Here is a 17,301-nt window from a genome sequence, read left to right as displayed (position 1 = left end):
CGATGAAAGTGCTGGTTACCGGATCCGCTGGACAGCTGGGACAGGACCTTGTGCTGCTTCTCCAGAAGCAGGGACATGAGGTGCTCGGCTGCGACCGCCAGGAGATGGATATTACGAATCTGGAGCAGTGTATGGAAATTATCGGCGGCTTTGGCCCGGATGCGGTAATTCACTGCGCTGCCCACACAGCGGTAGATGCGGCGGAGACCGATGTTGACGCAGCCTATCTAATCAATGCCACCGGGAGCCGGAATGTGGCGCTTGCCGCAGAACGGGCTGGTGCGAAGCTGGTGTACATCAGTACCGATTATGTTTTTGACGGGATGGGCAGCAAGCCTTACCACGAATACGATAATACGGATCCGCAGAGTATTTATGGCAAGTCCAAGCGCGCCGGGGAGATACTGGTTCAATCCCTGTCGTCGAAGTTTTTTATTGTCCGCACCTCCTGGGTGTACGGCAAATACGGCAATAACTTTGTCAAAACCATGCTCAAGCTTGGCCAGGAAAAACCGCTGCTGCAGGTGGTCAATGACCAAAAGGGTTCCCCGACCTACACTGTGGACTTGGCCCGGTTCCTGCTGGAGCTGATTCAGACAGAGAAGTATGGCGTGTACCACGCTTCCAATTCTGAGGCTTGTACATGGTATGAATTCACGCAGGCCATCTTCACAGAAGCTGAAGATATTCTCGGGCTTAAGTTCACAGCCAGGCTTGAGCCTTGCGGGACGGAGCAGTTCCCCCGTCCGGCACCGCGCCCGCATTATTCTGTGATGGAGCACCTGTCCATCCGGACGAACGGGTTCGAGGACATCCGGCCTTGGCGCGAAGGGCTGCGTGACTTCCTGCTTGAAATGAAGGAATAGCAATCTTATATGTTAATATAACTTTAGAGCTCCCTGACCGTTTACAGCGGTTTGGGAGTTTTTTGCTTGCAGGCGCAAATAGCAGACTTCCCCCGTTTTCGTTATAATGGTGGAGTGCTGGTTGGTTAATATAAACTTTATAATGAATTCAAGATTCGGGGTAGTCATATCATGAAGAACATCAAAACAGTCAGTGTACATATCGTTACCTATAACAGTGCAGACGATATCACAGAGTGCCTTACAGCAGTTCTTGCCCAGGATCACCCTGTAGAGCAGATTGTTGTTGTGGATAATGCCTCCGCAGATGGATCTGCCGCCACGGTAAATGAATTTTACCGCAGTATAGAGGAAGCGCCGGATACAACTCCAAGTAAGCATCCGTTCAAGCCCAAGCTCATTCTCATCGAAAATAAAGCCAACACCGGTTTTGCCCCCGCCCATAACCAGGCAATAGCTGGCACGGACACCGATTATGTACTGGTGTTGAACCCGGATCTGGTGCTGGCTGCAGACTATGTATCCAGGCTCGTTGCGCAAATGGAGAACAATCCGCTAATCGGCAGTGCGACAGGTAAACTGCTGCTAAAAGCAGACCCTGCTCTGGTTGACAGCACGGGATTGCGGATGAATAAGGCACGGCGGGCTTTTGACCGTGGTGCAGGAGAGCCTGCTGCAGACTGGATGGAATCCGGAGCCGTATTCGGTGTATCCGGAGCGGCGGCGCTGTATTCCCGGCGCATGATTAAGGATATCAGTGTTGACGGTGAGTTTTTTGACGGGGACTTCTTTGCGTACAAAGAGGATGTTGATGTTGCGTGGCGGGCTCAGCTGCTTGGCTGGCAGGCCTACTTTGATGCGGAAGCAATCGGCTACCATGAGCGGGGCTGGAAGACGGCCGGACGGAGCGGCAAATCAATGTTTATCCGCAGAATTTCTTACATTAACCGCTATAAGATGATCTATAAAAATGAGCCTTCCCGCACCCTGCCGCTGACCCTGATCCGTGCTCTGCCGTATGAGCTTGCCGCACATGCGTATATGCTGCTCAAAGAGCCGGGGCTCATTAAAGCCTGGGCATCATTCCGGGCACAACGGACCGAACTGAAGCGTAAACGCCGTTTTGTACAGGAGAAGGCAGCCAGCAAGAGAAATTAACAGCTTAGCGGCCAAAAAAGGGTTTAAAACCTGGAATAAGAGGATCTTCTATGTAAAAACCTCCCTAACCGGCGACTGCCTATCAGGGAGGTTTTTATGTTATAATATTGTCGATAGATTACTATATTTGTCAGGAGCGTAGTGAAGTGAATGTAGATGTAAGTATTTTAATCCTCAATTACAACACCTGCCGCCTGACGATGGATTGTATCAGGTCGGTGTATGAGTCGGATACGAACTTTTCCTATGAGATCATTTTAATAGATAATAATTCGCATGATGATTCAGTTGAGAAGCTTAGCAGGGAATTTCCGGGTGTAACGCTGATTGCGAATAAGGAAAATGTGGGGTTTGCGCGTGGTAACAACCAGGGGATGGAGGTTGCATCCGGACGTTATGTGCTGCTGCTGAACTCGGATACGGTGATCCGCAGGGATACGCTGGAGACAATGGTTTCTTTTATGGATACCCGGTCTGATCTGGGGGCTTCGGGCTGCAAGGTGATTCTGCCGGATGGCTCGCTCGACAAGGCCTGTAAGAGAGGATTCCCTACACCAGCGGCCTCTTTTTATTATGCTTTTGGCTTCAGCAGGCTGTTCCCGGATAAACCCAGGTTCAACGGTTACCAGTTAGGATACCTGGACCCGGATAAGGCGTATCCCGTTGATTGCCTTGTCGGGGCGTTCATGCTGGTCCGGAGGGAAACGATTGATAGAGTAGGCGGGCTGGATGAGGCGTTTTTTATGTACGGTGAGGACCTGGACTGGTGCTACCGGATCAAAGAAGCGGGCTGGGGGATATACTATTATCCGCAGACTTCTATCATTCATCTGAAGGGCGGAAGCGCCCGGCGCAGACCTTTCAAGATTGTGTATGAGTTTCACAGAGCGATGATCTTATTCCACCGCAAGCATTATAGCAGGCAGTATAGCAGTATAATTAACGGAACGGTATATGCCGGAGTTGCTGTCAAGTTCCTGCTGTCTCTTGCCGTTAATGCCCTGCGGGCACCGCGTCCGGTATCCACTCCGGCACAGAGCCTTACAGCTTCCGCTGAAGCGGGGCCACAGATTGAATCGAAGGCCGAGGTGAGATTATGATCCGCCGTAATCAGAAGTTTTTGACCCAGCTCTATATGGTTGCTGACTTTCTGGTAATCCAGCTGTCCTTTCTGGCGGCCTGGTGGCTGAAGTTCCGCAGCGGCTGGCTGGAGTCCTATAATACGCTCCCGGTGGAGTCTTATGCTTATTGGAGCATCATGTACGGTGCAATATCTGTACTGATCGGGATTGTGCTCTCCCTTTATCTGCCGAAGCGCAAGAAGCGTTTTGTCGACGAATTCCTGAAAATCTTTCAAGTACATGTGATGGCTATCTTCATCCTGCTTGGCGTGATGTTCTTCCTGAAGGAGATTGATGTTTCCCGCCAATACCTGGCTATTTATATGGGCTTTAATATCCTGTCCATTATGCTGTACCGCTATGTGCTCAAGACAATGCTGAAATCCTTGCGCGAAAAAGGCTACAACCGCCAGTTCGTGCTGATTATCGGCGCAGGCTCGCTGGGCAGAAGATTTTACAATAACCTGGTCCAGTACCCGGAGCTCGGCTATGAAACAATCGGATTTCTGGATGACTTCCACAAGTGGGACGGGATCGAGGAGCAGCGCTACAAGCCGATTCTGGGAACAGTGGATGAGCTGCCCGGGATTCTTGAAATGCTGCCGGTGGATGAGGTCATTCTGGCCCTGCCGCTGGATGCCCATTCTAAATATCCTGCCATTATTGCCGCCTGCGAAAAGGCGGGGGTGCGGACGCTGATCATCCCTGATTTCTTCGATTACCTGCCGGCACGGCCGTACTTTGATAATTTTGCCGGGATGCCGATGATCAACGTGCGTGATATTCCGCTGGATATGGCCGGTAACCGGCTGGCCAAACGGTCGTTTGATATTGTTTTCGCGCTGTTCGCCATCCTTATACTGTCTCCGGTTATGCTGATTGTGGCACTGGGGGTGCGGCTTACATCGCCGGGACCGGTCATCTTTAAGCAGGAGCGGGTGGGTCTGAACCGCCGCAATTTTATGATGTATAAATTCCGTTCGATGAAGATGCAGACAGATGCAGAAGTGGACACAGGCTGGAGTACCAAAGAGGATCCGCGCCGCACCCGGTTCGGGACATTTATCCGCAGAACAAGCCTGGATGAGCTTCCGCAGTTTTTTAACGTGCTGTTCGGCCAGATGAGTGTAGTGGGCCCGCGCCCGGAGCGTCCGTATTATGTGGAGCAGTTCCGTGATGAGATCCCCAAGTATATGGTCAAGCATCACGTGCGTCCGGGGATTACCGGGTGGGCACAGAGCAACGGTCTGCGCGGGGATACCTCGATTGAGGACCGGATCAAGCATGACATCTTTTATATTGAAAACTGGTCGCTGCTGTTCGATATCCGCATTATTTTCCGGACAATCCGCAACGGCTTCAAAAATGCCTATTAATTTTATAACGATTCCATAGAAACGGTTGCCATCCTTGCAATAAGGCCACAGCCGTTTTTGCTTTTTCTACTCCTATGACAGCAAAGGAACCCTACTATATGGATAAAAGAAAACGGACTGCATATCTCATCATGGCTGCCGCCCTCATCCTGCTGCTTGTGATTACTTTATGGCCCCAGGAGGAGGAGCCGGCTGCCGGTTTTACTGCTCATAAGGTTATCGCCCATGCGATGGGCGGAATTAATAATCATACGTATACGAATACGCTGGATGCTTTTGTTGCCAACTACGAGCAGGGTACGCGCGTGTTTGAAACGGATCTGCTGCTCACTACCGATGATAAGCTGGTTGCCCGCCATGAATGGACCGGCAATATGAGCCGGCTGCTCGGTCAGTCGGATGTGCTTCCGGCCGCCAGACAAGGTGCCGTGCTCAGCTACGAGGAAGTGATGGACAGTCCGATCCTGACGCTCTATTCTCCGCTCGATATCGACAAAATCATGGATCTGCTGGTTGCTTATCCGGATGCCTACATTGTGACCGATACGAAGGAGCTTGATCCGGAGCTTGTAACCAGGCAGTTTGAACACATCGTTGAAGCGGCTAACCGTAAAGACCCTGCACTGCTCTCGCGGATTGTACCTCAGATCTATAGCCGTGATATGCTTGATGTGGTGAGGAAGGTCTATGCGTTCCCGGAAGTGATCTTTACGTTATATCAGTCCTATGACAGCGACGATCAGGTAATTGATTTTGTCCGCGAGACGGGTGTGGAAATTACGATGCCCGTGACGAGAGCAACCAAGAGCTTTGTTCATAAGCTCAAGCAGGCCGGAGCCCGCATCTACGTGCATACTGTTAACGATGAAGATGAGATCACGAAGCTGTCCCGGATGGGCGTAGACGGGTTTTATACGGATTTTGTCTCTGAGGAGGACTTAAGCCGGATGCGGGGTGTACGCTGAAAAAGCGATGAGTATATATTGAGGGAGATAGAGGGATAAATTCCAGCCGTATTTTTACCAAACAGCTTGGTGAACAGACGGTTATATACTATAATTAAAAAGCGAAAAAACGTTCGTATTTTTGAAGGGTAAGGATGGACGACGGATGAATGAAATGCGGCAAATGATACAGCCGTGGCGGCATGTATTCAAGCTGGACCCGGACCGTGAACTTGGAGACAGGGAACTTGATGTTATTTGCCGGTCCGGAACAGATGCCATTCTTGTAGGAGGCTCTACCGGAGTAACCTATGAGAATACGACCGGGCTGCTCTCCAGGCTGCGGCGCTATGATCTCCCCTGTGCGCTGGAGGTCTCCGAGCTTGAGGCGGCTGTTCCCGGCTTTGACTTGTACATGATTCCCATGGTGCTGAATACGCCGGACACGGACTGGATTCTTGGTCATCACCGCAGAGCCATAGAGCGCTTTGGCAGTCTGATCCCGTGGGAGATGGTGTTGACGGAAGGATACATTGTATTAAATGAAGATTCCTCTGTAGCCCGGCTGACAAACGCAGACAGCAGGTTAAGCGGCCGTGCCGCCGCTGCATATGCGGAGATTGCAGACAAGCTGATGGGACTTCCGGTCGTTTACCTTGAATACAGCGGAACGTTCGGCAATATGGACGTTGTCCGGGAAGTGAGAGAGTCGGTAGAGCACAGCCAGCTTTTTTATGGCGGAGGCATTACCGGCGTTGCTGAGGCTGAACTGGCAGCAGCTCTTAGCGATACTGTCGTTGTCGGCAATATTATATACCGTGATGTACAGCAGGCGCTGCTTACCGTGCAGGCGGTTAAGAAGACACTGAAGACAACTATTTGAAAGGAGCATGCTACCCATGCAACTTATTAACATACAGGATGCCGTAAGCCGGCTCAATCCTCCGCAGCGTAAGGCTGTAGAAACGACGGAAGGGCCCCTTTTGATTATGGCCGGAGCGGGCAGCGGCAAGACCCGTGTGCTTACCCACCGGATTGCCTGGCTGATTGCGAACCGTATGGCACCGCCTTGGGCGATTCTGGCGATTACCTTTACGAATAAGGCGGCCCGTGAGATGCAGGAGCGTGTCTCCAAGCTGGTCGGGGATGAAGGACGGGATATTTGGGTATCGACCTTCCACTCCATGTGTGTGCGGATTCTGCGCAAGGATATTGAACGGATCGGCTTCACCTCGAATTTTTCCATTCTTGACTCTTCCGACCAGCTGTCTGTTATCCGCAACTGCATGAAGGATTTGAACATTGATACCAAGAAGTTTGAGCCAAAAGCAGTACAGGCGGTAATCAGTACGGCGAAGAATGAACTGGTAACACCGGCGCAGTATGAGCAGAAGATCGGCGATTATTTTGAAGGCCTTGTGGCAAAAGTATACACCAAGTACCAGCAGCGGCTCAGAAGCAACAACTCGCTGGATTTCGATGACCTCATTATGAAGACGATCCAGCTGTTCAAGGAAGTACCTGAGGTATTGGATTTCTACCAGAAAAAATTTAAATACATTCATGTGGATGAGTATCAGGATACGAACCGGGCGCAGTACATGCTCTGCCGGATGCTGGCCGACGGCCACCACCGGATCTGCGTAGTCGGCGACAGTGACCAGTCCATTTACCGCTGGCGCGGGGCGGATATTTCGAACATTCTGAATTTTGAAGAGGACTATCCGGAGGCGACAACCATTCTGCTGGAGCAGAACTACCGCTCGACCTCGAACATTCTGAATGCGGCTAACGGCGTTATTGCCCTGAATACAGGCCGTAAACCGAAGAAGCTGTGGACAGACTCAGACGAGGGTGCCAAGATCAAGGTGTTCCGCGGCGATTCCGAGCATGATGAGGGTTACTTCGTGACCGGAGAGATCAGCAAGAACGTCAAGCAGGGACAGGCGTACCAGAATCATGCCATTCTGTACCGTACCAATGCCCAGTCCCGTGTAATAGAAGAAATTTTGATTAAATCGGATATTCCGTACCAGATTGTCGGCGGGATCAAGTTCTACGACCGTAAAGAAATCAAAGACCTGCTCGCCTATCTGCGTCTCTTATCCAACCCGGATGATGATATCAGCCTGGCACGCATTATCAATGTGCCTAAGCGCGGACTCGGGGATACTACGATCGGCAAGCTGGCTGTAGCGGCGGCAGAACGCAATGTCTCGATTTTCCGGGTGCTGCAGACGGTGGATGATCTCGGCTTTGCCGGCCGGACGCGCAATGCGCTGGTAGAATTCTACGACATGATTGAAGCGCTGCACCGGATGGTGGAATTCCTGTCCGTAACCGAGCTTACCGAGAAGATATTGGAGCTGTCCCAGTACCGGCTGGAGCTGCAAAATGAGAATACGCTGGAGTCCCGTGCCCGGCTGGAGAACATTGACGAGTTCCTGTCCGTGACGATGGAGTTCGAGAAGAATAATGAAGACAAGTCGCTGGTCTCCTTCCTGACGGATCTGGCGCTGATTGCCGATATCGACAGCATGAACAACGATGAAGAGGACCGCAGCGATGCGGTTGTACTGATGACGATGCACAGCGCCAAGGGTCTGGAGTTCCCGACTGTATTCATCATCGGCATGGAGGAGGGCGTGTTCCCGCACAGCCGTGCCTTCCAGGACAATGATGAGCTGGAAGAGGAGCGCCGGCTGGCGTATGTAGGCATTACGCGCGCAGAGAAGCGGCTGTTCCTCAGCTGTGCAAGAATGCGCACGCTGTTCGGGCGGACGACGGCCAACCCGCCGTCCCGCTTCCTGGAGGAGATTCCGGAGGAGCTGAAGGAAGACACCGTCCGTGAATCGGACCGCTTCCGGCGCGGAGGCGCGGAGGTAGGCGGTGCCTATGGCGGCCGCGGCTTCGGCGGCGGCGGCCGGGGGAACTTCGGCGGCCGCGCCACAGGCGGCGCCGGCACTTCGCCGGCGGCTGGCGGGCAAAGCGCCAGCCTGGGCGGCAGTACCGCGTCCGCTGTCCCGGGGGCAGGACGCGTTACGGTAACGACCGGCAGCGGCGCGCAGCGCGCTACGGGAGGGGCTGCGGCGGCGGCCGGTGAATTCAAGGCCGGCGACAAGGTGGCCCACGGCAAATGGGGTACCGGCACCATTGTGTCCGTGAAGGGCACCGGCAACGATACGGAGCTGCAGATTGCTTTTCCGGCGCCGGTTGGCGTGAAGCGGCTGCTCGCCGGATTTGCGCCGATTACCAAAGTCGAGTAACGGCAGGCAGGGTTAGCACAAGCGATTATAGAAAATAAAGAGATATAGAAGTGTCATTCTCTTGCTAGATACAATCCATATAACGGAGGGATATGCCCGGATGGACGTTATGCATACCATGGAAGAGCTTGTTGCCGAGCTGAATAAATACAACTATCACTATTACACCCTGGATGCCCCGTTGGTCAGTGACAAGGAGTACGATGTGCTCTATGACAAGCTTGTTCAGCTTGAAGCAGAGAGCGGCCTTGTGCTTCCCGACTCTCCAACCCAGCGGGTTGGTGGGGAGCTGCTGAAGGGCTTCAGCCCGCACCGGCACCTTGCGCCCCTATGGAGCCTCGACAAAGCACAGAATATCGAGCAGCTGCGGAGTTGGAATGCCCGTGTGCTGAAGCTGGTGAATGACTATAACACCAGAAATCCGGCCAATCCGCTGCCTGAGCCCTGCTATGCGGTGGAGCTGAAGTTTGATGGACTGACCCTTAATCTTACTTATCAGGACGGCAGGCTTGTACAGGCTGCGACCCGGGGCAACGGGGTAACCGGTGAAGGCATTCTTGCCCAGGTCAAGACGATCAAGTCGGTACCGCTCACTATCCCCTTTAAGGAAGGGCTGATCGAAGTCCAGGGTGAGGGGATTATGAATCTGTCCGTACTGGCTGATTACAATACCCGCGCAGCCGAGCCGCTGAAGAATGCACGCAACGGGGCTGCAGGTGCACTGCGCAATTTGAATCCTAAGACGACTGCCGAACGCAGGCTGAACGCTTTCTTTTATAACGTGGGTTATGCCGAAGGCGTGCAGTTTGCCGATCATCAGCAGATGATGGATTTTCTGCGGACCAACCAGTTTAAGGTGAATCCTTATCTTACCTATTACGATAAATTTGATGACGTTACCGAGCAGCTGGCGGAGATTGAAGAGAAGCGTGCCGGTCTGGATTACCTTATTGACGGTGCAGTTATCAAGGTTACCGACTTTCGGATCCGCGAAGCGCTGGGCTATACGGATAAGTTCCCGCGCTGGGCAGTAGCCTACAAGTTCGAGGCGGAAGAAACGACGACCATTCTGGAATCGGTCAGCTGGAACGTGGGACGCACCGGTAAAGTGACTCCTTTGGCCCGTGTAGAGGCAGTAGAGCTTGCCGGTGTTACCGTGCAGAACTGCACACTTAATAACGTAGGGGACATCGAACGCAAAAATCTGAAGCATGCGCTGGGGACCCGTGTCTTCATCCGCCGCTCCAATGATGTCATTCCGGAAATTCTCGGCAAGGTAACGGAAGAGAGTGACGGCGAAGAGATTATTTTCCCGGAGAACTGTCCTGCCTGCGGCTTCCCTCTGGAAATGCGCGGTGCGCATCTGTTCTGCAACAACAAGCTGGACTGCAAACCGCAGATTGTCAGCCGGATCACTCATTTCGCTTCCCGGGATGCGATGGATATCGAGACCTTCAGCGAAAAGACCGCCGGCCAGCTGCATGAAGAGCTGAATGTGCGTGAGCCTGCGGACTTGTATGAGCTGACCTTTGAGCAGCTGGTCAAGCTGGACCGCTTCGGTGAGAAGAAGGCTGCCAATCTGCTTAAAGCACTGGAGGAGAGCAAGGGGCGGGATCTCGCCTCCTTCCTGTATGCGCTCGGCATTCCGAACACAGGCAAGGCAACCACCCGGATGCTGGCCGATCATTACCGCAGCCTTGAGGCTGTTATGAACGCAACCGCCGAAGAGCTGTCCGGTCTGCCGGATATCGGCGGAATTGTCGCGGAGAGCATCGTGAGCTTCTTCGCGGATCCTTTTGTAGTGGTCAGCATTAACCGCATGCTGGAGCTGGGGGTGCAGGCCAAAGCGCCGGAAGCGCCGCGCCAGGTCAGTACCGATTCCTTCTTCAGCGGTAAAACAGTTGTCCTGACCGGTTCCCTGCAGAAGCTGACCCGCGAGGAGGCGGCAGACCGGCTGGAGGCACTGGGTGCCAAGGTATCCGGCAGCGTCTCCAAGAAGACGGATCTGGTCATTGCCGGCGAAAAGGCAGGCAGCAAGCTGGCCAAAGCCCAGCAGCTCGGGATTCAGGTCATTGAGGACGAAGATGAACTGATCCGGCTGCTGGAGCTGTAAGCGGCTTTAATGCAACCGGAATAATTGCGGAACTATAGAGTCCTGGAACTCCACTGCTTGGCAGGGGGATACAGGGCTCTTTTTTATTTTTTATAAACCGTATCTTTCCCTGCAAGACCGCAATAAGAAATATATGAACAAATGATAATTTAATACAACTGATTACTTATTTTGACAATTGGTTAACGTTTCCAAGCTAAGCTATGGTAAGAATCACCATAAGGAGGAAGGGTATACAATGAACAAGCTGATGAAGGGCATCATTTTTGGAGGATTGGCTGCGGCTGTAGTTTCAGGGGCAACACTTGCCGGAGCAGCGCAGGGGACAACGAACGCAGGGGGAGCGGCAAACGCTAAGTCCAAAAATCTTATAGTGCTGATTGGCGACGGTATGGGCCCGGCCCAGATTTCGGCGGCAAGATATTTTCAGCAGTACACCAAGGGTGTCAGTCATCTGAATATCGATCCTTATTACGTAGGACAGGCTACTACATATGCAGACCGCGGTGAAGACGGCGGGAAGATTGTATCCGGTATCGTTACGGACTCCGCTTCAGCCGGTACTGCCTTTGCCACAGGACACAAAACCTACAACGCAGGCATCAGCGTATCCAATGAGGATGTATCCAAGCCCTTTGCCTCCATTATTGAAGCTGCCGAGAGTTCAGGCAAAGCAACAGGACTCGTCACCACGGCGCGTATCACCCACGCTACACCAGCCGTTTATGCCTCCCATGTCCGCAACCGCGATAATGAATCGGCAATTGCCTCGCAGTATCTGGATAGCGGTGTGGATGTGCTGATGGGCGGCGGAAAGCAGTTTTTTGTAACGAAGGAAGAGAAGGGCAAGCGTACGGACAAGAGCCTTATCCCTGACTTCAAAGCCAAAGGTTACACGGTGGTTGAGAACGCTTCTGCTTTGAACGCGCTCACCTCCAAAAATACCAAGGTGCTCGGACTGTTCGGCAACTCTCATGTTGCTTATGTCCCGGACCGGACGGCAGAAACACCGAGTCTTGCAGCTATGACCTCCAAGGCGCTGAATATTTTATCAACCGATAAGGATGGCTTTGTCATGATGATTGAAGGCGGACGTATTGACCATGCCGGTCATGCCAACGATCTGCCGACGCTCGTCCAGGAGGCGCTCGACTTTGACGCCGCATTCAAGACAGCGATTGATTTTGCCAAGAAAAACGGTAACACCTCCGTCGTAGTCACAGCGGACCATGAGACAGGCGGCCTGTCCCTTTCACGCGATAACATTTATGAAATCAATATTGATCTGTGGAATAAGCAGAAGCATTCCTCCGAAAGCCTGGCGGCGGCTCTTGAAGCGGCGCAGACACCGGAAGAAATCCGCAGTATTGTAACAACAAATACCTGGATTACGGATCTTACCGATGAAGAGGTTACCCAGATTATGAACGGGGACGGCTCCTCGTACAAACGCGAAGGTGCGTACAACGCGGTCATTTCCAAACGCCTGCTCGTCGGCTGGTCCGGTCACGGGCACTCGGCGGTAGATGTCGGAGTCTGGGCATACGGGCCGATTGCGGACAAGGTAAAGGGCCAGGTGGACAATACGCAGATTGCCACAGCAGGTGCCGGTATTCTGGGTCTGGACCTCAACAAGCGTTCAGCAGAGCTGCAGTCCAAATATCTGTATCCTAAGTTTAAAATCAGCCGCGACAACGAAGTGCTCTACCCGGCCGAAGCATTGGCCAAAGCGCTTGGAGGGACGTACAAAGGCGATGCTTCTGCCGCGAAGCTGGTACTGAAGAACAATACCATTGATGTCAGCCTGACAGGCAAAACTGCCAAGCTTAACGGCAAGACAGCGGCATATACAGTTGATGTGGATAATGGAGTACTGTACCTTCCGCTCACGGCATTCAATCAGCTGACAGGCACAACCCTGAAATGGGATGCTTTGTCCGAACGGCTTGTCCTGAGATAGGGGTGTGACCGGGTGCTTCAGATTCGGGAGGTAAAAAAACAGTTCAAGGTTGACGGAAGACCGGTGCCGATTCTGGATATCCCTGAGTGGAATGTGGAAAAAGGAGAGCGTGTAGCGATTACCGGACCCAGCGGGTCCGGTAAAAGCACGCTTTTGCACCTGGTCAGCGGAATCCTGCGGGTGGACAGCGGCAGCATTATAGTGGACGGCCAGCCGCTTCACGAGCTGGCGGAGGCCAAACGCGATGCTTTCCGTGCTTCCCGCATCGGCTATGTGCTGCAGGACTTTCATCTGATTCCGTCCTTGACGGCACGGCAGAATATCGAGATTGCGATGACCGCAAGGCTCACATCCAAGGAGCGCAGACGCGTTGTGGACGGCTGGCTGGAGCAGGTGGGATTGGCTGACCGCAGCCAGCACCGGCCTTCCCAGCTGTCGCGCGGGCAGCAGCAGCGGATAGCCATTGTCCGGGCGCTGGTGAATCAGCCTCCGCTTCTCCTGGCCGATGAGCCTACTGGGAGTCTGGACTGGGAGACTGCGGATGAAATATCCGCTCTTTTGCTTGAGCTCAGCATTGCGCACGGGCATACGCTGATCGTTGTCACTCATGACCTCAATATGGCGGGGCGTTTTCCGCATTGCCTGAATATTCAGGATGTGAACACCGTCCGCCGGGAAGCAATGCCGCTGCAGCGGCACAGCCTGGGGCTAAGGGAGGAAGCAACGGTATGAGCCTATTCAGACTGACGCTGCACAACGTGCTGCACCGGCGTTTCCTGTCTCTGCTCACTGTCTGCGCTGTTGCCGTAACCGTGGCATTTATTGTACTGCTCACCTTGTCCCGTGAAAGTGTGGAGCAGGGGGCCCGAAAGGGCTACGGCCCTTTTGACCTTGTCATCGGAGCGGCGGGCAGTGAAACTCAGCTGGTGCTCAATACCTTTTACCATATCGGTGCCCCTACCGGAAATATTCCGCTTGCCGCTTTGGAGCAGGCCAGACAGGATCAGTCTGTGGCTGAAGCGTATGCGATGACAACAGGAGACAACTATAAGGGGTTTCCGATAGTAGGGCTGGAGTCAGGGTACTTCTTCACAAGATACGGCGGTGGCAGATTGCAGGAAGGCTCCATGTATGCCCATACCGGTGAAACCATTGTTGGTTCATATGTTGCCAAGTCGCTGGGACTGAAGGTAGGAGACATCTTTTCGGGAGCGCACGGACTTGTACAGGAGGAAGGCCTTGAATCAGCGGAAGCTGAGCATGGTGAAGAACACGGAGAAGAGCATGGAGAAGGGCATGATGAAGATCACGCCCACGGCAGCTTCCGCTACACCGTAACCGGTATCCTTCCTGAGCTCCATACCCCGGATGACCGTGCCGTATTTACAACGGTAGACTACGCCTGGGCTGTGCACGGACTTGCACCTGAAGACAGGGAAATTACAGCAGTATTAGTAAAGCCGGCAAGTCTGCTTGGAGCCCACAATCTGAAGCAGGAGCTTGATGGTTCTAACGGAGTCCAGGCAGTGTACACAAGCAAGGCTGTATCAGATGTATTGAATGCAGTGGATCAAGGCTCCAGGCTGCTCAGTGTGCTGACGGCGATTTGTGTGCTGCTGGCCGGGATTTCGATCTTATTATCGCTGATTGCCGCAGCCGGTGAACGTACCAAAGATGTCGGACTATTACGTCTTCTGGGTAAATCAAGGGGTTATGTATGGCTGACCTTGACCTGTGAAGGCCTATTGGTCACGGCCACCGGGCTGATCGCCGGTCTGCTGCTCGGTCATCTTGGCGCTTACCTGCTGAAGGATGCATTGTTCGCACAGGCGGGCATCCAGATTCAGCCTTACCACTGGACACCGGAGCACTGGCTGATTGCATTAGGCGCTATTACCGTTGGTCTGCTGTCCTCGCTAGGCCCGGCGTTCCGGATGTACCGGATGCATCCGCTTGCGCTGTTCAAATCATAGGAGGTACACCCAATTGATACGATTACAGAAAAGGCTGTTTCCCGCGCTGGCAGCATTGCTGGGCATGCTGCTGCTTCAGGCATGCGGGCAGAATACGGCGGCTGAAGGTGAGGGGGAATCCTTTGCTGCGGTGGCGGAAGCTCCGGCTCAATCAGGCATGCCGGCAGAAACACAAGCGAGTCCGGTTGTGCAGGTGCAGGCCGCAACACCGGAAGCCTCAGCTGCGCCTCCGGCAGAACGGCTATCTGCTACAGCCCTGCCGGCCGTGAGCAGCTCCCCTGCTCCCGGTAAGTCCGGTGATGGTAACGGAGTCCGGCAGAAGGAATCGGCAGCACCGTCCGTAGAACCAGCCGGTGCTTTAGCAGACCGGCAGAGCGGCAAGCCAGCAGCGGCTGCAGCCGACAACGCCGCTCAGGGGACACCCGGGCCGGTGGTTCGTCCGTCTTCGGCTGCAGCAGTTACACCGAAGCCTGTCCGGCAACCCGGCGGCTCTATACCCGTTACACCAGCACCTGTGAAGCAGCCAAAGAGTACTGGGGCTGGCGGGAGTGGTAGCGGTGGCGTGGAGCAGCCAGGTCATTCTGCACCTGTTCCAGCAGCAAGCCCTTCTCAGGTAGCAGCAGCTATTCCGGCAGAAGGCGCTCATGCAGGGCTTGCCTCTATTGACTGGAACGGTTTTTTTGATGGCAGCGATCAGACGCGGCCCTCAGAGCACTTCTGGGACCTTAGCGGCAGCAAGGTCAAAATAAAGGGCTTTATGGGTGAGGTCCTTTCCTTTGAAAAGAACTGGTTTCTGCTCATTCCCGAGCCGGGAGCAGAATGTCCCTTCGATAATGGGGATGAAACCTACTGGAACAAAATCATGATTGTTTTTGTGCCTGGAGGCGACAAACTCCGTTATACTTCCGGACCCCTTGAGATAACGGGGCGTCTGGATGTGGGCATCAAGATTGACGAATCAGGCTACAAAACAATGTTCCGGCTGTACGACGCCTCGTTCAAGAGTCTTTGAGTCAAAGTAAATGTTACGGAAAACGCAAATAGCCCCTGTTCCCTTTACAGGGAGCGGGGGCTATTGGTGTCCGGTCTATAATCCTTGTGTCATACCCGGTTGGCACCCGGCAGCCAGGCGTCCTTATCGTATCCGCGCTGTTCCCAGTATCCGACGTGATCCTCGGCAATTAATTCAATCCGGTTGAGCCATTTAACCGATTTGTAGGCGTACTTCTGCGGAGTCACCAGACGCACCGGTCCCCCGAGCTGATTCGGAATCGGCAAGCCGTCATGCATTACTGCCACCATTACATCTTCCATACGGGCCTGCGGCAATGTCAGGGAATCGGTGTAGACGCCGTCGCCGGAATACAGCTTGACCATTACCGCTTCATTTTTTACTCCTGCCATATCCAGCAGCTTGGATAAAGGAAGACCCTCCCATGTGTTTTTATATACAGACCAGCCGGTCACACAGTGAAAATCACTGACCTGCACCTCGCGCTGCAGCTTAACGAACTCTTCCCAGCTCCATGTGAACGGTTTGTCGACCAGTCCATCAATTGTAAAGGACCAGTTCGAGTTATCGAATGCCGGAATATCGGTTACCGTGTATATCCGGAAGCTGCCCTCTGCACCGCCCCCGATTGGCGGAGAAGAATCGGCCAGCGGAACGGGATCGGGAATAAGGGTATTGGCATTATCGGCCGCATAATCTGCAGTGCCGGGCAGCTGGAGGGATTTGCCGATCCACCGGACAAAGGTTGGGCCAACGGTAACGGCCAGGCCTGCCCCGACCGCAAGCTTGATGAAGCCGCGCCGCGTGTATACAGGCTGGGGAGTACTGGCGGCTGCGGGATGTTTTGTATCCGCTATAGTACCGGAGCCGACAGGACCTCCTGTTTCTGCAACGACTGAACGTTTCCGGGGTTCCTTGAGCCATTTCACCCGGGTAATGGAGTGATAGATGATGACAGGCAGTCCGACCCAAGTGAGCAGGTCATGAATCCAAAGCGCCGCATTCGCCGCTCTTGGCCCGGCAAGTCTGAACTGCCAAAGCACAATCCCTGATGCAAGCCAGCCGATAAGGAGGATAAGTACGAAGATAACATTTGTTTTTTGTGCCTTTTTCCCGTCCAGCCTTTTCCAGTGCTTGGCGGCAAGCAGCAGATAATAGACAACCGGAATAAGCAGCGCCAGCCCAAGGACAATGTGTGCCCATTTCAGCCATACTCTGCCCTCCCCCAATACCTCGCGCCAAAAGCCGCCTACCAGCAGCAATCCGCTCATCGCCAGAAACAGTACAAGCCAGGCATTCCACCGGTGAATCGAAACAAGCTTCTTGCCGTATCCTTTCCGGATGTTAGCCAGCATCTTTCTCAATGGATATTCCTCCTTCAGCCTTCGAAGCCACCAGTTAGTTCAAGTTTGAATTAATTAATTGTACCGCAAAAAAACGCCGTTGAATAATCTGTCGTATATACTGTGCTGCACATTCGTAAATCCGGGAAAAGGGATTAAAAAGCCCAGC

Annotated in this window: 13 protein-coding genes; 12 read left to right on the top strand and 1 reads right to left on the bottom strand. The window is 53.5% G+C overall.

What is annotated here, in order from left to right; genetic code table 11:
* Positions 1–2 precede the first annotated feature (2 nt).
* The 12 genes from rfbD to AC4G46_RS29440 all read left to right on the top strand — a co-directional run bounded on the left by rfbD (position 3) and on the right by AC4G46_RS29440 (position 15,789).
* On the top strand, positions 3–866 hold the full coding sequence (rfbD, locus tag AC4G46_RS29495) for a dTDP-4-dehydrorhamnose reductase (RefSeq protein ID WP_491129005.1): 864 nt from the start codon (positions 3–5) through the stop codon (positions 864–866).
* A gap of 171 nt (positions 867–1,037) precedes the next feature.
* Positions 1,038–2,024 carry a glycosyltransferase family 2 protein gene (locus tag AC4G46_RS29490; RefSeq protein ID WP_491125756.1) on the top strand — a complete coding sequence of 329 codons (987 nt, stop codon included), beginning with the start codon at positions 1,038–1,040 and terminating at the stop codon, positions 2,022–2,024.
* Positions 2,025–2,170: 146 nt separating this feature from the next.
* Positions 2,171–3,124 carry a glycosyltransferase family 2 protein gene (locus AC4G46_RS29485; protein ID WP_491125755.1) on the top strand — a complete coding sequence of 318 codons (954 nt, stop codon included), beginning with the start codon at positions 2,171–2,173 and terminating at the stop codon, positions 3,122–3,124.
* Positions 3,121–4,521 carry an undecaprenyl-phosphate glucose phosphotransferase gene (locus AC4G46_RS29480; protein ID WP_491125754.1) on the top strand — a complete coding sequence of 467 codons (1,401 nt, stop codon included), beginning with the start codon at positions 3,121–3,123 and terminating at the stop codon, positions 4,519–4,521. Before AC4G46_RS29485 ends, AC4G46_RS29480 begins: the two co-directional genes overlap by 4 nt.
* Positions 4,522–4,595: 74 nt before the next feature.
* Positions 4,596–5,486 (top strand): phosphatidylinositol-specific phospholipase C/glycerophosphodiester phosphodiesterase family protein, encoded by an 891-nt coding sequence (locus AC4G46_RS29475; protein WP_491125753.1) that lies wholly within the window; start codon positions 4,596–4,598, stop codon positions 5,484–5,486.
* 154 nt (positions 5,487–5,640) lie between these two features.
* Entirely contained in the window at positions 5,641–6,348 is a 708-nt protein-coding gene (gene pcrB, locus AC4G46_RS29470) for a heptaprenylglyceryl phosphate synthase (protein ID WP_491129004.1), read from the top strand.
* Between the two features lie 16 nt (positions 6,349–6,364).
* Positions 6,365–8,731, top strand: coding sequence for a DNA helicase PcrA (gene pcrA / locus AC4G46_RS29465; protein ID WP_491125752.1), 2,367 nt, complete (start codon positions 6,365–6,367; stop codon positions 8,729–8,731).
* Between the two features lie 100 nt (positions 8,732–8,831).
* Complete coding sequence (gene ligA / locus AC4G46_RS29460) at positions 8,832–10,844, top strand: NAD-dependent DNA ligase LigA (protein ID WP_491125751.1); 2,013 nt, start codon at positions 8,832–8,834, stop codon at positions 10,842–10,844.
* 238 nt (positions 10,845–11,082) lie between these two features.
* On the top strand, positions 11,083–12,804 hold the full coding sequence (locus AC4G46_RS29455; protein WP_491125750.1) for an alkaline phosphatase: 1,722 nt from the start codon (positions 11,083–11,085) through the stop codon (positions 12,802–12,804).
* 12 nt (positions 12,805–12,816) lie between these two features.
* A complete protein-coding gene (locus AC4G46_RS29450) occupies positions 12,817–13,536 on the top strand; it encodes an ABC transporter ATP-binding protein (protein ID WP_491125749.1) in 720 nt (239 codons plus the stop codon).
* Positions 13,533–14,777 (top strand): ABC transporter permease, encoded by a 1,245-nt coding sequence (locus AC4G46_RS29445; protein ID WP_491125748.1) that lies wholly within the window; start codon positions 13,533–13,535, stop codon positions 14,775–14,777. Before AC4G46_RS29450 ends, AC4G46_RS29445 begins: the two co-directional genes overlap by 4 nt.
* Before the next feature lie 13 nt (positions 14,778–14,790).
* Positions 14,791–15,789 carry a hypothetical protein gene (locus tag AC4G46_RS29440; protein ID WP_491125747.1) on the top strand — a complete coding sequence of 333 codons (999 nt, stop codon included), beginning with the start codon at positions 14,791–14,793 and terminating at the stop codon, positions 15,787–15,789.
* Positions 15,790–15,878: 89 nt separating this feature from the next.
* Here AC4G46_RS29440 and AC4G46_RS29435 read toward each other — a convergent pair whose 3' ends face one another.
* Positions 15,879–17,153, bottom strand: a complete 1,275-nt coding sequence (locus AC4G46_RS29435; protein WP_491125746.1) for a molybdopterin-dependent oxidoreductase — start codon at positions 17,151–17,153, stop codon at positions 15,879–15,881.
* Positions 17,154–17,301 lie beyond the last annotated feature (148 nt).

It is taken from the genome of Paenibacillus sp. fava2 (assembly GCF_058313675.1).
The sequence above is the reverse complement of the archived record's forward strand: the minus strand, read 5'-3'. Positions and strand labels throughout refer to the sequence as shown.